This window comes from Streptomyces sp. NPDC002032, from assembly GCF_042890765.1.
Classification (GTDB): Bacteria; Actinomycetota; Actinomycetes; order Streptomycetales; family Streptomycetaceae; genus Streptomyces.
In genome coordinates this window covers 111,039-124,852 of sequence record NZ_JBIASM010000003.1, presented here as the reverse complement: position 1 = coordinate 124,852, position 13,814 = coordinate 111,039, and the positions used below count along the sequence as shown (strand labels likewise).

14 protein-coding genes are annotated in these 13,814 nt (G+C 71.8%); 6 read left to right on the top strand and 8 right to left on the bottom strand.

Annotated features, from left to right (window positions below):
- Positions 1-9: 9 nt before the first annotated feature.
- The 4 genes from ACFYYT_RS08715 to ACFYYT_RS08700 all read right to left on the bottom strand — a co-directional run bounded on the left by ACFYYT_RS08715 (position 10) and on the right by ACFYYT_RS08700 (position 3,042).
- A complete protein-coding gene (locus ACFYYT_RS08715) occupies positions 10-684 on the bottom strand; it encodes a class I SAM-dependent methyltransferase (RefSeq protein WP_351819084.1) in 675 nt (224 codons plus the stop codon).
- A 111-nt stretch (positions 685-795) separates the two neighbouring features.
- The gene (locus ACFYYT_RS08710) at positions 796-1,605 is read right to left on the bottom strand and encodes a GNAT family N-acetyltransferase (protein WP_351819087.1); all 810 of its coding nucleotides are present in this window, start codon (positions 1,603-1,605) and stop codon (positions 796-798) included.
- A 54-nt stretch (positions 1,606-1,659) separates the two neighbouring features.
- Positions 1,660-1,932: a protealysin inhibitor emfourin gene (locus tag ACFYYT_RS08705; RefSeq protein WP_351819090.1), complete on the bottom strand. Its 273-nt coding sequence runs from the start codon at positions 1,930-1,932 to the stop codon at positions 1,660-1,662.
- Positions 1,933-1,959: 27 nt separating this feature from the next.
- On the bottom strand, positions 1,960-3,042 hold the full coding sequence (locus tag ACFYYT_RS08700; RefSeq protein ID WP_351819093.1) for a M4 family metallopeptidase: 1,083 nt from the start codon (positions 3,040-3,042) through the stop codon (positions 1,960-1,962).
- Between the two features lie 366 nt (positions 3,043-3,408).
- Between ACFYYT_RS08700 and leuA the strand changes: the two genes are divergently transcribed.
- From leuA to ACFYYT_RS08670, 6 genes are all read left to right on the top strand, one after another.
- The gene (leuA, locus tag ACFYYT_RS08695) at positions 3,409-5,172 is read left to right on the top strand and encodes a 2-isopropylmalate synthase (RefSeq protein ID WP_351819096.1); all 1,764 of its coding nucleotides are present in this window, start codon (positions 3,409-3,411) and stop codon (positions 5,170-5,172) included.
- A 269-nt stretch (positions 5,173-5,441) separates the two neighbouring features.
- Positions 5,442-6,137: a TerB family tellurite resistance protein gene (locus ACFYYT_RS08690; RefSeq protein ID WP_351819099.1), complete on the top strand. Its 696-nt coding sequence runs from the start codon at positions 5,442-5,444 to the stop codon at positions 6,135-6,137.
- 646 nt (positions 6,138-6,783) lie between these two features.
- Positions 6,784-8,331: a nucleobase:cation symporter-2 family protein gene (locus tag ACFYYT_RS08685; protein ID WP_351819101.1), complete on the top strand. Its 1,548-nt coding sequence runs from the start codon at positions 6,784-6,786 to the stop codon at positions 8,329-8,331.
- Positions 8,332-8,425: 94 nt separating this feature from the next.
- Positions 8,426-9,172, top strand: coding sequence for a DNA repair protein RecO (gene recO / locus ACFYYT_RS08680; protein ID WP_351819103.1), 747 nt, complete (start codon positions 8,426-8,428; stop codon positions 9,170-9,172).
- Between the two features lie 11 nt (positions 9,173-9,183).
- Entirely contained in the window at positions 9,184-10,005 is an 822-nt protein-coding gene (locus ACFYYT_RS08675; RefSeq protein WP_351819106.1) for an isoprenyl transferase, read from the top strand.
- A 58-nt stretch (positions 10,006-10,063) separates the two neighbouring features.
- Positions 10,064-10,591, top strand: a complete 528-nt coding sequence (locus ACFYYT_RS08670; RefSeq protein ID WP_351819109.1) for a YcxB family protein — start codon at positions 10,064-10,066, stop codon at positions 10,589-10,591.
- Here ACFYYT_RS08670 and ACFYYT_RS08665 read toward each other — a convergent pair.
- The 4 genes from ACFYYT_RS08665 to ACFYYT_RS08650 are packed head-to-tail and all read right to left on the bottom strand — an operon-like array spanning position 10,588 to position 13,729.
- The gene (locus tag ACFYYT_RS08665) at positions 10,588-11,016 is read right to left on the bottom strand and encodes a transcriptional repressor (RefSeq protein ID WP_323183433.1); all 429 of its coding nucleotides are present in this window, start codon (positions 11,014-11,016) and stop codon (positions 10,588-10,590) included. The genes ACFYYT_RS08670 and ACFYYT_RS08665 overlap by 4 nt on opposite strands.
- 51 nt (positions 11,017-11,067) lie before the next feature.
- The gene (locus ACFYYT_RS08660) at positions 11,068-11,934 is read right to left on the bottom strand and encodes a metal ABC transporter permease (RefSeq protein WP_351819112.1); all 867 of its coding nucleotides are present in this window, start codon (positions 11,932-11,934) and stop codon (positions 11,068-11,070) included.
- Complete coding sequence (locus tag ACFYYT_RS08655) at positions 11,934-12,749, bottom strand: metal ABC transporter ATP-binding protein (protein ID WP_351819114.1); 816 nt, start codon at positions 12,747-12,749, stop codon at positions 11,934-11,936. The genes ACFYYT_RS08660 and ACFYYT_RS08655 overlap by 1 nt, the downstream gene beginning before the upstream one ends.
- On the bottom strand, positions 12,749-13,729 hold the full coding sequence (locus ACFYYT_RS08650; RefSeq protein WP_351819117.1) for a metal ABC transporter substrate-binding protein: 981 nt from the start codon (positions 13,727-13,729) through the stop codon (positions 12,749-12,751). The genes ACFYYT_RS08655 and ACFYYT_RS08650 overlap by 1 nt, the downstream gene beginning before the upstream one ends.
- Positions 13,730-13,814: the final 85 nt, after the last annotated feature.

Sequence of the window (13,814 nt, the reverse complement as noted above, 5' to 3'; positions counted from 1 at the left end):
CCGCCGCGGCTAGCGCAGCCGCCGCACCACCACCGCGTTGTCCGTACGGGTCCCGGGCGTGCCGTCAGGCAGGTTCTGGACCCGTTCGTGTTCCGCGGCGAGCAGCACCTCCCAGGCCCCCTCGGGCAGTTCGAGCTCCGCCACGACCTGGTCGGGGGTGGGGAAGCGGACCGCCCGCTGGTCCTCGTCCATGGCCGCGGTGTCCTGCCAGGGCGCCCAGCCCGCGTGGCCGGCCACCAGCAGCACCCCGCCCAGGGCCACGGCGCGGGCGGCCGTGCGCAGGATCCGCTCGCGCGGGAACGCGCCGAAGGTGTGCAGGAAGCAGGCGGAGACCAGGTCGTACTCCCCGGCGGGGAACGATTCGGCGAGGTCGTGCCGCTCCCACGTGACGCGGTCGCCGACCCCGGCGTCACGGGCGTGGGCGGCCGCCCGCTCCAGAGCCACCCCGGAGATGTCGGTCCCGGTGACCCGCCAGCCCCGCCGGGCCAGCCAGAGGGCGTCGCCGCCCTCGCCGCAGCCGAGGTCCAGGGCGCGGCCGGGGGCCAGGCCGGAGACCTCGCGGACCAGGATGGCGTTGGGGTCACCGCTCCAGACCCGCTCGCGGTAGCGGTCGTCCCAGTAGGACTCCCCCCAGCCGCTTCCGGTGCTCTGCTGCTGCTGTGCGTGCTGCTGGTGGTCGGACACGGGGCCTCCGAGGTGGTGCCGGTAGGGACACCGCCGATGCTGCGCCGCCCGTACGGACCCGGCAAACATCGTTGCCGTTCCGGCAAATCCGGCGGCCTACGCCTCCGGGGCCTACGCCTCCGGGGGCTCCGCGATCAGGGCCGTTCCGACGCGGCGGAATCCGGCGCGGCCGTAGATCCGGGCCACGTCCTCGTCACCGGCCGACAGGAACACCGTCCGGGCCCCCCGCTGCCGGGCCTGCGCGACCAGGGCGGCTGTCACCGCGAGGGCCAGCCCCTGGCGCCGGGCGGCGGGCAGCGTCCCGACGCCGACCACCTCGGCGACGTCGCCGACCGGGTTGTACTGGCCGGAGCAGAGCACCACCCCGTCGCGCACGGCCGCCGCCATGCCGGTGCGCCCTTCCCTCAGCATCGCTGCGACCCGGTCCCGGCGGGCCCGCGTCTGCGGGTCCTCCAGCGCCCGCGCCAGTGCGGCGGGGCCGGCCTCGCCCGGGGCCGTCCCCGGCGCGGCGAAGGCCAGGGCGGGCACCGTCACCGCCGCTCTCAGCAGCGGGTCGTCGGCGCCGATCAGCCGTACCTCCGGGTGCGGCGGGAGCGGCTCGGCAGTGGCGTCCAGCACCATCAGCGGGTGCGCGTGGACGTGCAGCCCCGCCGCCTCCACCGCGGCCCGCAGGGAGGGGCTGGATTCGGCCACCCATTCGAAGGACTCGGGCACCTTCAGTTCCCGCTGCCGCTCCAGCACCTTCCGTACGTCGGCGGCGGTGGCACCGGAGCCGCCGGGCGTGGGCCGGGCGTAGTAGGCCCAGCCGTCGCCCTCCTGGACGAAGAGGGTCAGGGGGCCGAAGTCCTCGCCCCGTGCGCCGCCCACACGGGGGACGGTGTCGTAGTAGCGCTCCAGGGCGGCCAAGATCGTTTCAGTCACCCGGACATCCAAGCAAAGCCGCCGCGCCCGGTCACCCGGTTTCGGCGGCCCGCCTCAGGCGCCCTCCTTGAGCAGCCGCGAGATCAGGCTCCGCTGGGCGTCCGAGAGGTGCGGGTCCCGGCAGGACACCGTCCGCCCGTCCACCGTGATCCGGTACGAGAACCCGTCCCGCACCCCGTCCGCGCCCCGGGCGGCCCCCGGGGCGGGCCGCAGGGCCAGCAGGGCCAGGGCCCGCAGCTCGTCCTCGTCGGCCCGGCCCGAGGTGTCCACCTCGGCCCGGCGCTCGATCCCCGCGAAACCGCCCGTCCGCACCACTTCGATCCGCATGCGGCCTTCCTACCCCGGAACCGCCCGTTACCCCAGACCCACCGTCGCCCAGGCCTTCTGCAGGGCCCGGTGCTCGGCGCCGCCGTCCCCGTAGCGGGCCACGGCCGCCGCCACCGACAGCCGGGCGAAGTCCGCGAAGTCCGCCCGCGCGTCCAGCTGCCCGCCGGTCAGGGTGTCGTACCAGATCTGCCCCGCCCGCTCCCAGGCCTTGCCGCCGAGCTCGCTCGCCGCGATGTAGAAGGCGTGGTTGGGGATGCCGGAGTTGATGTGGACCCCGCCGTTGTCGCTGGAGGTGGTGACGTAGCCGTCCATCGTGGCCGGCTGCGGGTCCTTGCCGAGCTCGTCGTCGTCGTACGCCGTGCCCGGCGCCTTCATCGAGCGCAGGGCCACCCCGCTCACGTTCGGCCCCAGCAGCCCGGCCCCGATCAGCCAGTCCGCCTGGTCGGCGCTCTGCCCGAGCGAGTACTGCTTGATCAGGGAGCCGAACACGTCGGACATGGACTCGTTGAGGGCTCCCGACTGGCCGTGGTAGTCGAGGTTCGCCGTGTACTGGGTGACGCCGTGGGTCAGCTCGTGCCCGATGACGTCCACCGACACGGTGAAGTCGAGGAACAGGTCCCCGTCCCCGTCGCCGAAGACCATCTGCCGGCCGTCCCAGAAGGCGTTGTCGTAGTCCTGGCCGTAGTGCACGCTCGCGTCCAGCGCCAGCCCGGAACCGTCGATCGAGTTCCGTCCGTAGCCCTTCAGGAAGAGCTCGTACGTGGCGCCGAGCCCGGCGTAGGCACGGTTCGCGGTGGCGTCCTTGACCGCCTCGTCGCCCTCCCCGCGCACCTTCTTCCCGGGCAGCCGGGTGCGGTGCTGGGCGTCGTAGACCGTCCGGCGGGGCCCCTCCCCGCCCGGCGCGTCCGCCCCGTCCGCGACGATCCCGCGGACGGCGCTGACCCGCCGCCGGGTCCGCAGGGAGGCGTCCAGTTCGAGGGTGCGCTGTGCGGCGTCGGCCCGCGCGGAGTCCGCGGAGCGGGCCACGCTGTCGAGCAGGTGCGGCGGGACGACGGTGCAGAAGACGGGGTGGGCGGCGGAGGTGCGGCGGGGGGAGAGGTAGGCATCCATGCCCGGCAATGTGGCAGTGGGTCACTCCTGTGTCACTAGCCGCAACCATGATTCATTCGACTGTCTGAAAGGCGTTACGGCGCGTTGACGGATCACCCCGACCTCGGTCGAACACAAGAGACGTAGCTCACAAAAGGTACAAATCGGACACGAGGGTCTTGCATACTGAAACACGTCCTCGCGATGCGGGGCAGCTCGGTTAGGCTCGGCCCATCATGCGTTTCGGGCTGCTTCTCCTTAGCTGCCGCGGCGAGGGTCTGTAGTCGTAGGCCGGCCCCCTCCCCGCGGAGTTTGGTGTTGCGGTTTTTACGACCGCCGCCGGCCGTCCCAGCGAACTACACGCGGACACGCGAGGAGCCCCACACCATGAGCCAGCAGCCTTTTGTCGGTCGCCCCACGCCCATCACCAACGCGACCCACACCCAGAAGTCCTCCGGCATGCCGATCCACAAGTACGGCCGGTACGAACAGGTGGACATCTCCGACCGGACCTGGCCGGACGCCCGCGTCACCAAGGCCCCCCGCTGGCTCTCCACCGACCTGCGCGACGGCAACCAGTCGCTGATCGACCCGATGACCCCCGCCCGCAAGCGCGAGATGTTCGACCTGCTGGTGCGGATGGGCTACAAGGAGATCGAGGTCGGCTTCCCGTCCTCCGGCGAGACCGACTTCGCCTTCGTGCGCTCCATCATCGAAGAGGGCGCGATCCCGGACGACGTCACCATCTCCGTACTGACCCAGGCCCGTGAGGACCTGATCGAGCGGACCGTGGAGTCCCTGGTCGGCGCCCGCCGCGCCACCGTCCACCTGTACAACGCCACCGCCCCCACCTTCCGCCGCGTGGTCTTCCGCGGCTCGAAGGAGCAGATCAAGCAGATCGCCGTCGACGGCACCCGCCTGGTCATGGAGTACGCCGACAAGCTGCTGGGCCCGGAGACCACCTTCGGCTACCAGTACAGCCCGGAGATCTTCACCGACACCGAGCTGGACTTCGCCCTGGAGGTCTGCGAAGCCGTCTGCGACGTGTGGCAGCCGGCCGAGGGCCGCGAGATCATCCTGAACCTGCCCGCCACCGTGGAGCGCTCGACGCCCTCCACCCACGCCGACCGCTTCGAGTGGATGGCCCGCAACCTGACCCGCCGCGAGCACATCTGCATCTCCGTACACCCGCACAACGACCGCGGCACCGCCGTCGCCGCCGCCGAGCTGGCCCTGATGGCCGGCGCCGACCGCATCGAGGGCTGCCTGTTCGGGCAGGGCGAGCGCACCGGCAACGTCGACCTGATCACGCTGGGCATGAACCTGTTCTCCCAGGGCGTCGACCCGCAGATCGACTTCTCGCAGATCGACGAGATCCGCCGCACCAGCGAGTACTGCAACCAGATGGAGGTCCACCCGCGCCACCCCTACGCGGGCGACCTGGTCTACACCGCCTTCTCCGGCTCCCACCAGGACGCCATCAAGAAGGGCTTCGACGCCATGGAGGCCGACGCGGCCGCCAAGGGCGTCACCGTCGACGACATCGAGTGGGCCGTCCCGTACCTGCCCATCGACCCCAAGGACGTCGGCCGCTCCTACGAGGCGGTCATCCGGGTCAACTCGCAGTCCGGCAAGGGCGGCATCGCCTACGTCCTGAAGAACGACCACAAGCTGGACCTGCCGCGCCGCATGCAGATCGAGTTCTCGCGGATCATCCAGGCCAAGACCGACGCCGAGGGCGGCGAGGTCACGCCGAAGGCGATCTGGGACGTGTTCTCGGACGAGTACCTGCCCAACCCCGAGAACCCGTGGGGCCGCATCCAGCTGCGCTCCGGTTCGACGGCCACCGACAAGGACGGCACGGACACGCTGACCGTCGAGGCGGTCGTGGACGGGGTCGAGGCCGTGCTGACCGGCACCGGCAACGGTCCGATCTCGGCCTTCTTCGACGCGCTGGCCGGCATCGGCGTCGACGCCCGCCTGCTGGACTACACCGAGCACACGATGAGCGAGGGCGCCTCCGCCGTGGCCGCCTCGTACATCGAGTGCGCGATCGACGGCCGTGTCCTGTGGGGCATCGGCATCGACGCCAACACCACCCGCGCCTCCCTGAAGGCGGTCATCTCCGCCGTCAACCGCGCGGGCCGCTGACGCCCGTACGAGAGCCCCGTCCCCGCCGGCCGCGCGGGGACGGGGCTCCGTCGTCCCCGCGCCCCCGTACGGGCCCCCGGCGGCCCTCGGCGGGGGCAGGGCGGCGGGCCTCGGAGGGGCTCGGCGGCGCGCCCGGCCGCGGGGGCGCAACTCGGCCAACTGCGGGCCCCCGCACGAGGTTGTCTTGTCACACGACTGACGCATGCTCACCGATGTGGCTAACATCACGCCAACCCGGCGATGTTGCCGGAAGGTTACGGAGGTGCGACGTGCTGCCAGTTCGGGGTGGGGACGGCCGGAAGCTGACGGCCTGGGGCATCCGTACCACCTGGAGCACCGTGGGCGACGGGGAGTTCTTCTGCCCCGGCTGCGGCGGTGACCGCAACTACCGCAGGCGGACCGGACGCCGGCGCTTCACCGTGCTGGGCGTTCCGCTGCTGCCGCGCGGCCACGCCGGGCCGGTCGTGGAGTGCCAGGCCTGCCGCCGGCGCTTCGACACCGAGGTGCTGGACCACCTCACCACCACCCGCTTCTCCTCGCTCCTGCGCGACGCCGCGCACACGGTGGCGCTGGCCGTGCTGGCCGCGGGCGGGACCGCCTCGCGCAGCGCGCTGGAGGCCGCCGTGTCGGCCGTACGGGCCGCCGGGTTCCAGGACTGCACCGAGGAGCAGCTGGAGTCCCTCGTGGAGTCCCTGGCCACCGACGAGGGCCGGATCGGGCTGTACGACGGGCCCGAGTGCTGCGGGGCCGCGCTCTCGATCGAGCTCCACGAGGCGCTGGAACCGCTGGCCCCCCACCTGGCCGGTCCGGGCCGCGCCTCGATCCTGCTCCAGGGCGCGCGGATCGCCCTCGCCGACGGGCCCTACATCCCGGCCGAGCGCGAGGTGCTGGCCACCGTCGGCGCCGCGCTGCGGATGGGCTCGGACGAGGTGGCCCTGCTGCTGTCGGCGGTGCGGGCGCCTTAGCGGCCGCGCGTACGCGGTTCCGGGCCCGGCGGGGGACCTCCCGCCGGGCCCGGCCGCGTTCCGGGCCGGCCGTGTTTCCGGGCCGGCCGGGGGCCCGTCCCGGGGGCCGTGCCGCCCCCGCTCGTATCCGAAAGCGTCCGGATCCCTTCGTTCCGAGGTAACGATCCGGTCCGGCATGGCCGAACAGCGGCGGTTCGCGGGCCGCGGCCGGGGGCGGAGGCCCTTCCCCCCGCGCCTGCCGGTCCACGCCTCGGACGGCCGGAACCCCGTACCCGCACAGGCGCCTCCGGGCCTGTGTGAACCCCGTACCCGCAGGTCGGGGCGGTGCGGTGGGCAGGCACGCAAGGGAAGCCGGGTCGTTCGCGCCCCGTTTCCCTTACCGCTGTGACACGCCTCGGCGCCACTGGTGGAATCTCCAGATCGGGCCGCCCACAGCCTCAACACTTTGTGGAAGTCGACGATATGTGTGAGACCTCCCACAGGCGTTCAATTCCGGTCACACGACGAGACGCCGCCGGAAACACAGCGGGGCTTCGATCTACGTGTTCTCCCTGACACCCCGGCGGACCAACGGGTTAGCGACCCACTCCGTCCGGGGACCACCAGATTCCTCTCACTCACCTACCTTTCGAAGGGCAAGGCAGAGATGGCACGTGTCGCCGCCCGGCTTTCCACCGACGGAGAGCAGAGCACGCACCCGGTCGACGAGGTGCTCCCCCTCCCCAAGCTCGCGCTGTACGGCTTCCAGCACGTACTCGCCTTCTACGCCGGCGCGGTGATCGTCCCGATCATCGTGGGCAGCGCGCTCAAGCTGACCCCGCAAGAGCTCGTCTACCTGATCAACGCCGACCTCTTCACCTGCGGCATCGCCTCGATCGTGCAGGCCTGGGGCATCGGCCGGGTCGGCGCCCGGCTCCCGATCATCCAGGGCGTCACCTTCACCGCCGTCTCCCCGATGATCGCCATCGGGCTCGGCGCCGGTGGCGGTACGGCCGCCCTGCTGGTGATCTACGGCGCGGTCATCACCGCCGGCCTGGCCACCTTCGCGTTCGCCTGGCTGCCCGCCAGGGCCTTCCGCGCCGTGATGCGGCTCTTCCCGCCGGTGGTCACCGGTACGGTCATCACCATCCTCGGCATCGTGCTGCTGCCCGTCGCCCTCAAGGACACCGTCGGCGGCGCCCCGCTGGTCGGCGACGGCGGGGACCCGGCGCAGCTGGCCTACGCGGCCGGCACCATGTTGTTCGTCCTCGTACTGATGCGGGTCGGCGGGCAGTTCCTGTCCAGCATCGCCGTCCTGCTCGGCCTCGTCGGCGGCACCCTCGTCGCCTTCCTGCTCGGCGACGCGAAGTTCGGCGCGGTCTCCACCTCGGACTGGATCGGCGTCACCACCCCCTTCCACTTCGGCGCCCCGAAGTTCGAATGGTTCCCGATCTTCCTGATGCTGATCGTCATGCTGATCACCATGGTGGAGACCACCGGTGACACCTACGCGGTCGGCGAGATCGTCGGCAAGGACATCGACAGCGAGACCGTGGCCCGCGCCCTGCGCGCCGACGGCGCCGCCACCGCCGTCGGCGGCCTGCTGAACTCCTTCCCGTACGTGGCCTTCGCCGAGAACGTCGGCCTGGTCCGGGTCACCAAGGTCAAGAGCCGCTTCGTGGTCGTCGCCGCGGGCGTCATCATGATCGTCCTCGGGCTGCTGCCGAAGGCCGCCGCGATGGTCGCCGCGATCCCGCCGGGCGTGCTCGGCGGCGCCGCCACCGTGATGTTCGGCATGGTCGCCCTGGCCGGCATCCAGACCCTCGGCAAGGTGGACCTGAAGGAGGAGAAGAACGCCCTCATCGTCGGCGTCTCCCTCGCCTTCGCGCTCTTCCCGGCCACCATCCCCGCCTTCTTCGAGAAGCACCTGAGCGCGGACCTGTCCTCGCTGCTCAACAGCGGCGTCACCCTCGGCGCCACCGCCGCGATCGTGCTCAACCTGCTCTTCAACGGGCTCTCCAAGGGCGCCGGGCAGGATGCCGGGCAGGACGCCGCGCCCGATCCCTTGGGGGCCGCGGAGTCCTCCCCGGCCGTGCCCGCCCCGGTGCTGTCCGCCGCCGTGGTGCCCGCCCCGGCCGCGCCCGCCGAGGTGCCCGCCGCCGGAGCCGCCGCCGGGGCCGAGAAGGCCGACGACGCCGCCACCCCGGCGTCCTGAACCTCCCAAGGGGTGCCGCCCCCGCCCGGACCCCGGTCCGGGCGGGGGCGAGCGCTGTCCCCGCGCGGGGCCCCGTACAGGTGACAATGGGCGCATGAGTCTGTTCCGCGACGACGGCATCGTGCTGCGCACCCAGAAGCTGGGTGAGGCGGACCGCATCATCTCGCTGCTCACCCGCGGTCACGGCCGGGTACGGGCCGTCGCGCGCGGGGTGCGGCGCACGAAGTCCAAGTTCGGCGCCGGGCTGGAACCTTTCTCCCACGCCGACGTGCAGTTCTTCGCCCGCGGCAGCGAGCTGATCGGCCGCAGCCTGCCGCTGTGCACGCAGACCGAGATCATCGCCCCTTACGGCAACGGCATCGTCACCGACTACGCCCGCTACACGGCCGGCACCGCGATGCTGGAGACCGCCGAGCGCTTCACCGAGAACGAGGGCGAACCCGCCGTCCAGCAGTACCTGCTCCTCGTCGGGGCCCTGCGCACCCTCTCGCGCGGCGAACACGAACCGCACCTCATCCTCGACGCCTTCCTGCTGCGCTCCCTCGCCGTCAACGGCTACGCGCCCAGCTTCGAGGACTGCGCGAAATGCGGCATCCACGGCCCCAACCGGCACTTCTCCGTCGCCGCGGGCGGGGTGATATGCGGGGACTGCCGCGTTCCCGGCTCCGTCGTACCCTCGTCGGAGGCCATCGCCCTCCTCAGCGCGCTGCTGACGGGCGACTGGAAACACGCGGACGCCTGCGAGGCGCGCCACGTCCGGGAGGGCAGCGGGCTGGTCTCGGCCTATTTGCACTGGCATCTGGAGCGCGGGCTACGCTCCCTGCGATACGTCGAGAAATAGGAGCTGGGCACATGGCACGACGCGGGATTCTGGGACGCTCTCGCCGCGAGTACAAGGTTCCCGAGCCGCACCCGTCCGGTGCGCGCCCCCCGAAGATCCCCGGTGAGCTGGTCCCGAACCACGTCGCCGTCGTCATGGACGGCAACGGCCGCTGGGCCAAGGAGCGCGGTCTGCCGCGCACCGAGGGCCACAAGGTGGGCGAGGGCGTCGTGCTCGACGTGCTCAAGGGCTGCCTGGAGATGGGCGTCAAGAACCTGTCCCTGTACGCCTTCTCGACGGAGAACTGGAAGCGCTCGCCCGACGAGGTCCGCTTCCTGATGAACTTCAACCGCGACGTGATCCGCCGCCGCCGCGACGAGATGAACGAGCTGGGCATCCGCATCCGGTGGGTCGGCCGCATGCCGAAGATGTGGAAGTCGGTGGTCCAGGAGCTCCAGGTGGCCCAGGAGCAGACCGTCGACAACGACGCCATGACCCTGTACTTCTGCGTGAACTACGGCGGCCGCGCCGAGATCGCGGACGCGGCGCAGGCCATCGCGCGGGACGTGGCGGCCGGGCGGCTGGACCCCTCGAAGGTCAACGAGAAGACCTTCGCGAAGTACATGTACTACCCGGACATGCCGGACGTGGACCTCTTCCTGCGCCCCAGCGGCGAGCAGCGCACCTCCAACTACCTGCTCTGGCAGAGCGCGTACGCGGAGATGGTCTACCAGGACGTGCTGTGGCCCGACTTCGACCGCCGCGACCTGTGGCGGGCCTGCCTGGAGTACGCCCAGCGCGACCGCCGCTTCGGCGGCGCGGTCCCGAACCAGTCGGAGAACCCCGCGGGCTGACCGCCCGCCCGCCCGCCGCCGGCCCGGCCCCACCGGTGGGGGCCTAGGCTGGGCTGTCATGGACATGTATGGGGGGAGCGTCGAGCTGGTGTACCGGCTCACGCCGCAGGACATGGCGTACGGGCTGGACGCGCGGGCCCGGGCCACGCGGGCGGGGCGGCGGGCGCGACGGCTGCTGGTCGCGATCGGGGTGCTGCTGCCGCTGGGCGGTGCGCTGGACCTCTGGAAGGGCGAGCGGCCCGCCACGGGCGCCGTCATGGTGGCCCTGGGCGCCGCCGCCTGGCTGCTGCGGTGCTACGGGACCCGGCTCACCGCGCGGGGCTTCACGGGACTGCTGGCCAAGGCGGGCGAGATGCGGACCACCGTGGACGACACCGGGATCCGGCTGGTCGCGGCCGACAGCGACACCCGGGTCGGCTGGCGGCTCCAGCCCCGCTACGTCGAGACGGAGCACGTCTTCGTGATGCTCAGCGAGGACCGCAGGGCCGTCGGGCTCACGGTGCTGCCCAAGCGTGCGGCGACGGACCCGGCCGACATCGACCGGATCCGTTCGATCTTCGACCGGAACCTGACCCGGGCGAGCTAGCCGGCGGCCGCGCAATCGGCGCAGGTGCCGAAAATCTCCACCGTGTGGGCCACGTTCACGTAGCCGTGCTCGGCCGCGATGGACTCGGCCCACTTCTCCACCGCGGGGCCCTCGACCTCCACCGCCTTGCCGCACTTGCGGCAGACCAGGTGGTGGTGGTGCTCACCGGTGGAGCAGCGCCGGTACACGGACTCGCCGTCGCTGGTGCGCAGCACGTCGACCTCGCCGGCGTCCGCCAGGGACTGGAGGGTGCGGTAGACGGTGGTCAGGCCCACGGAGTCGCCGCGGTGCTTGAGCATGTCGTGCAGCTCCTGGGCGCTGCGGAACTCGTCCACCTCGTCCAGCGCCGCCGCCACGGCGGCCCGCTGCCGGGTGGACCGTCCTCGTACTGGCGCGGTATTCATCTCGCCAGGCGCAGTCGCCACCGGTTCCTCCTCGTTTCGGCCTCGGCTCATTGTGCCAGGCGGCCGCTCCGGCTAGACCTCCACGCCTTCCCGGGTACAGACCTGCTCGGAGGTCACGGCGGCCCGCGCACGGCGCCTGGCCAGCGGCGCGGACAGGGCCGTGGTCGCCGTGAAGACCGCGATGGCGAGCAGCACGATCGTCGCTCCGGACGGCGCGTCGATGTAGTACGTGGCCGTCGTGCCGGCGAGCGAGACCACGACGCCGATGACCATGGCCAGGGTCAGGGTCGCGGTGAACCCGCGCGTGATCCGCTGGGCAGCGGCGACGGGGATCACCATCATGGCGCTGACCAGCAGCAGGCCGACGATGCGCATCGCGACCGTCACGGTGACGGCGGCGGTGACGGCCATCAGCAGGTTCAGGGCGCGCACCGGCAGCCCGGTGACCCGGGCGAACTCCTCGTCCTGGCTGATCGCGAACAGCTGGCGGCGCAGCCCCAGCGTGACGGCGACGACGAAGAAGGCGAGGACGACGACGGCCGTGATGTCCTCGGCCGAGACGGTGGTGATGGAGCCGAAGAGGTAGCTGCTCAGGTTGGCGGTGGAGCCGCCCGGCGACAGGTTGATGATCATCACGCCGCCCGCCAGACCGCCGTAGAAGAGCATGGCGAGGGCGATGTCCCCGCTGGTCTTGCCGCGGGAGCGGATCAGCTCCATGCCGACCGCGCCGATCACCGCCACCAGCGTGGCCATCCACACCGGGCTGGCGTTGAGCAGGAAGCCGAGCGCGACGCCGGTCATGGCCACGTGCCCGATGCCGTCGCCCATGACGGCCTGCCGGCGCTGGACGAGGTAGGTGCCGATCGCCGGAGCCGTCAGACCCACCAGGAGGGCCGCGAGCAGGGCCCGCTGCATGAAGGCGTAGTCGAGGATCTCCATCAGCTCAGCAGTCCCGTCCGCAGGGGTTCGGCGTCGTGCGCCGCGTGGGGGTGTACATGGTCGTGGCCGGGCAGGGCGTGCTGCCCCACGGCCTCCGGGGGCGGGCCGTCGTGCGTGACGCAGCCGTCGCGCAGGACGACGGCCCGGTCGATCAGCGGCTCCAGCGGGCCCAGCTCGTGCAGGACGAGCAGGACGGTCGTACCGGCTGCCACCTGCCGGCGCAGGGCGTTCGCCAGGACCTCCTGGTTGGCCAGGTCCACGCCGGCCATGGGCTCGTCCATGATCAGCAGTTCGGGTTCCACGGCGAGCGCCCGGGCTATGAGCACCCGCTGGTGCTGGCCGCCGGAGAGGGCGTTGACCGACGCGTCGGCGTACCCCTCCATGTCGACCAGGGCCAGGGCGCGCTCGACGGCGGCCTTGTCCGCCTTGCGCAGGAGCCCGAAGCGGGTGCGGGCCAGCCGGCCCGCGGAGACGACCTCGCGGACGGTCGCCGGGACGCCGCTGGCGGCGGTGGTGCGCTGGGGGACGTAGCCGATCCGCGACCACTGGCGGAAGCGCTGGAACTCGGTGCCGAAGAGGGACAGGGAGCCGCCGGTCAGCGGGACCTGTCCGACCACGGCGCGTACGGCGGTGGACTTGCCGGAGCCGTTGGCGCCGAGCAGGGCGACGACCTCTCCGCTGCGCACCACGAGGTCGATCCCGCGCAGCACGGGGCGCGAGCCGAGCGAGGCCGTGGCCCCGCGCAGGGATATGACGGTCTGGTCCGGGCCCTCTTGCGGCGTGGACTGCATGGCGCGCGCCTCCGTTACTGCCATTACTTGCTCCCGAGTGCCTTCTGGAGGTTCTTCAGGTTGGACCGCATGACCTCGAAGTAGTCAGCGCCCTGGGACTTGTCGGTGATTCCCTCGAGGGGGTCGAGGACGTCGGTCTGCAGACCGGTGTCCCGGGCGAGGCTCTTGGCCGTCTTGTCGCTGGCCAGCGTCTCGAAGAAGACGGTGGAGACATGGTCCTGCCTGGCGACGGCCTGGAGCTCCTTCATGCGGGCCGGGCTGGGCTCGGCCTCGGGGTCGACGCCCGAGATGCCCTCCTGATCGAGCCCGTAGCGCTCCGCGAGGTAGCCGAAGGCGGAGTGGGTGGTGATGAAGGTCTTGGAGGCGCTGTTCTTCAGCCCGTCCTTGAACTCGGTGTCCAGGGCTCCCAGCTTGGTCACCAGCTCGTCGGTGTTCTTGCGGTAGTCGGCCGCGTGGTCCGGGTCGGCCTTCTCCAGGGCCGCGCCCAACCCCTTGGCGATCTCCGCGTACTTGACGGGGTCGAGCCATACGTGCGGGTCCGCGCCGCCCTCGCCGTGGGCGTGATCGTGGCCCCCGGCCTCGCCCTCGGCGGCGTGGTCGTGGCCGTCGTGGCCGGAGGCGCCGTGCACTTCCAGCGGCGTGAGGGTGGCGGCGTCGACGACGTTCTTCACGCCGGACTGGGCCACGGCCTTGTCCACGGCGGGCTGGAGGCCCTTGAGGTAGAGCACCACGTCGGACTCGGAGAGCCGGCCGGTCTGCTTCGGGGTGATCTCCAGGTCGTGCGGCTCGACGCCCGGCTTGGTGAGGCTGTCGACCGAGACGTGGTCCTTGCCGATCTGCTCGGCGAGGAACTGCATCGGGTAGAACGACGCCGTCACGGCGAGCTTGCCGTCCTTGCCGCCACCACCGCCGGAGGCCGTCCCGGAGCAGGCGGTGAGGGCCGTCGCGGCGAGGGCGACGGCACCGGCGAGGGCGGCGGTGGGTATGAGGCGTCGTACGTTCATGACATCCATTTTCATCAAAGATGGAAACGATTGTCAAAAACCCAGGTGGGCGGCCCGCGCGCCCCCGTGGAAGGGGTCCCCGATT

What these genes read in the sequence shown, in the direction of transcription:
- ACFYYT_RS08705 (WP_351819090.1), bottom strand. Translation starts at nt 1,932, where the DNA reads ATGCGGATCGAAGTGGTGCGGACGGGCGGTTTCGCGGGGATCGAGCGC.
- ACFYYT_RS08700 (WP_351819093.1), bottom strand. Translation starts at nt 3,042, where the DNA reads ATGGATGCCTACCTCTCCCCCCGCCGCACCTCCGCCGCCCACCCCGTC.
- leuA (WP_351819096.1), top strand. Translation starts at nt 3,409, where the DNA reads ATGAGCCAGCAGCCTTTTGTCGGTCGCCCCACGCCCATCACCAACGCG.
- ACFYYT_RS08685 (WP_351819101.1), top strand. Translation starts at nt 6,784, where the DNA reads ATGGCACGTGTCGCCGCCCGGCTTTCCACCGACGGAGAGCAGAGCACG.
- recO (WP_351819103.1), top strand. Translation starts at nt 8,426, where the DNA reads ATGAGTCTGTTCCGCGACGACGGCATCGTGCTGCGCACCCAGAAGCTG.
- ACFYYT_RS08675 (WP_351819106.1), top strand. Translation starts at nt 9,184, where the DNA reads ATGGCACGACGCGGGATTCTGGGACGCTCTCGCCGCGAGTACAAGGTT.
- ACFYYT_RS08670 (WP_351819109.1), top strand. Translation starts at nt 10,064, where the DNA reads ATGGACATGTATGGGGGGAGCGTCGAGCTGGTGTACCGGCTCACGCCG.
- ACFYYT_RS08660 (WP_351819112.1), bottom strand. Translation starts at nt 11,934, where the DNA reads ATGGAGATCCTCGACTACGCCTTCATGCAGCGGGCCCTGCTCGCGGCC.
- ACFYYT_RS08655 (WP_351819114.1), bottom strand. Translation starts at nt 12,749, where the DNA reads ATGGCAGTAACGGAGGCGCGCGCCATGCAGTCCACGCCGCAAGAGGGC.
- ACFYYT_RS08650 (WP_351819117.1), bottom strand. Translation starts at nt 13,729, where the DNA reads ATGAACGTACGACGCCTCATACCCACCGCCGCCCTCGCCGGTGCCGTC.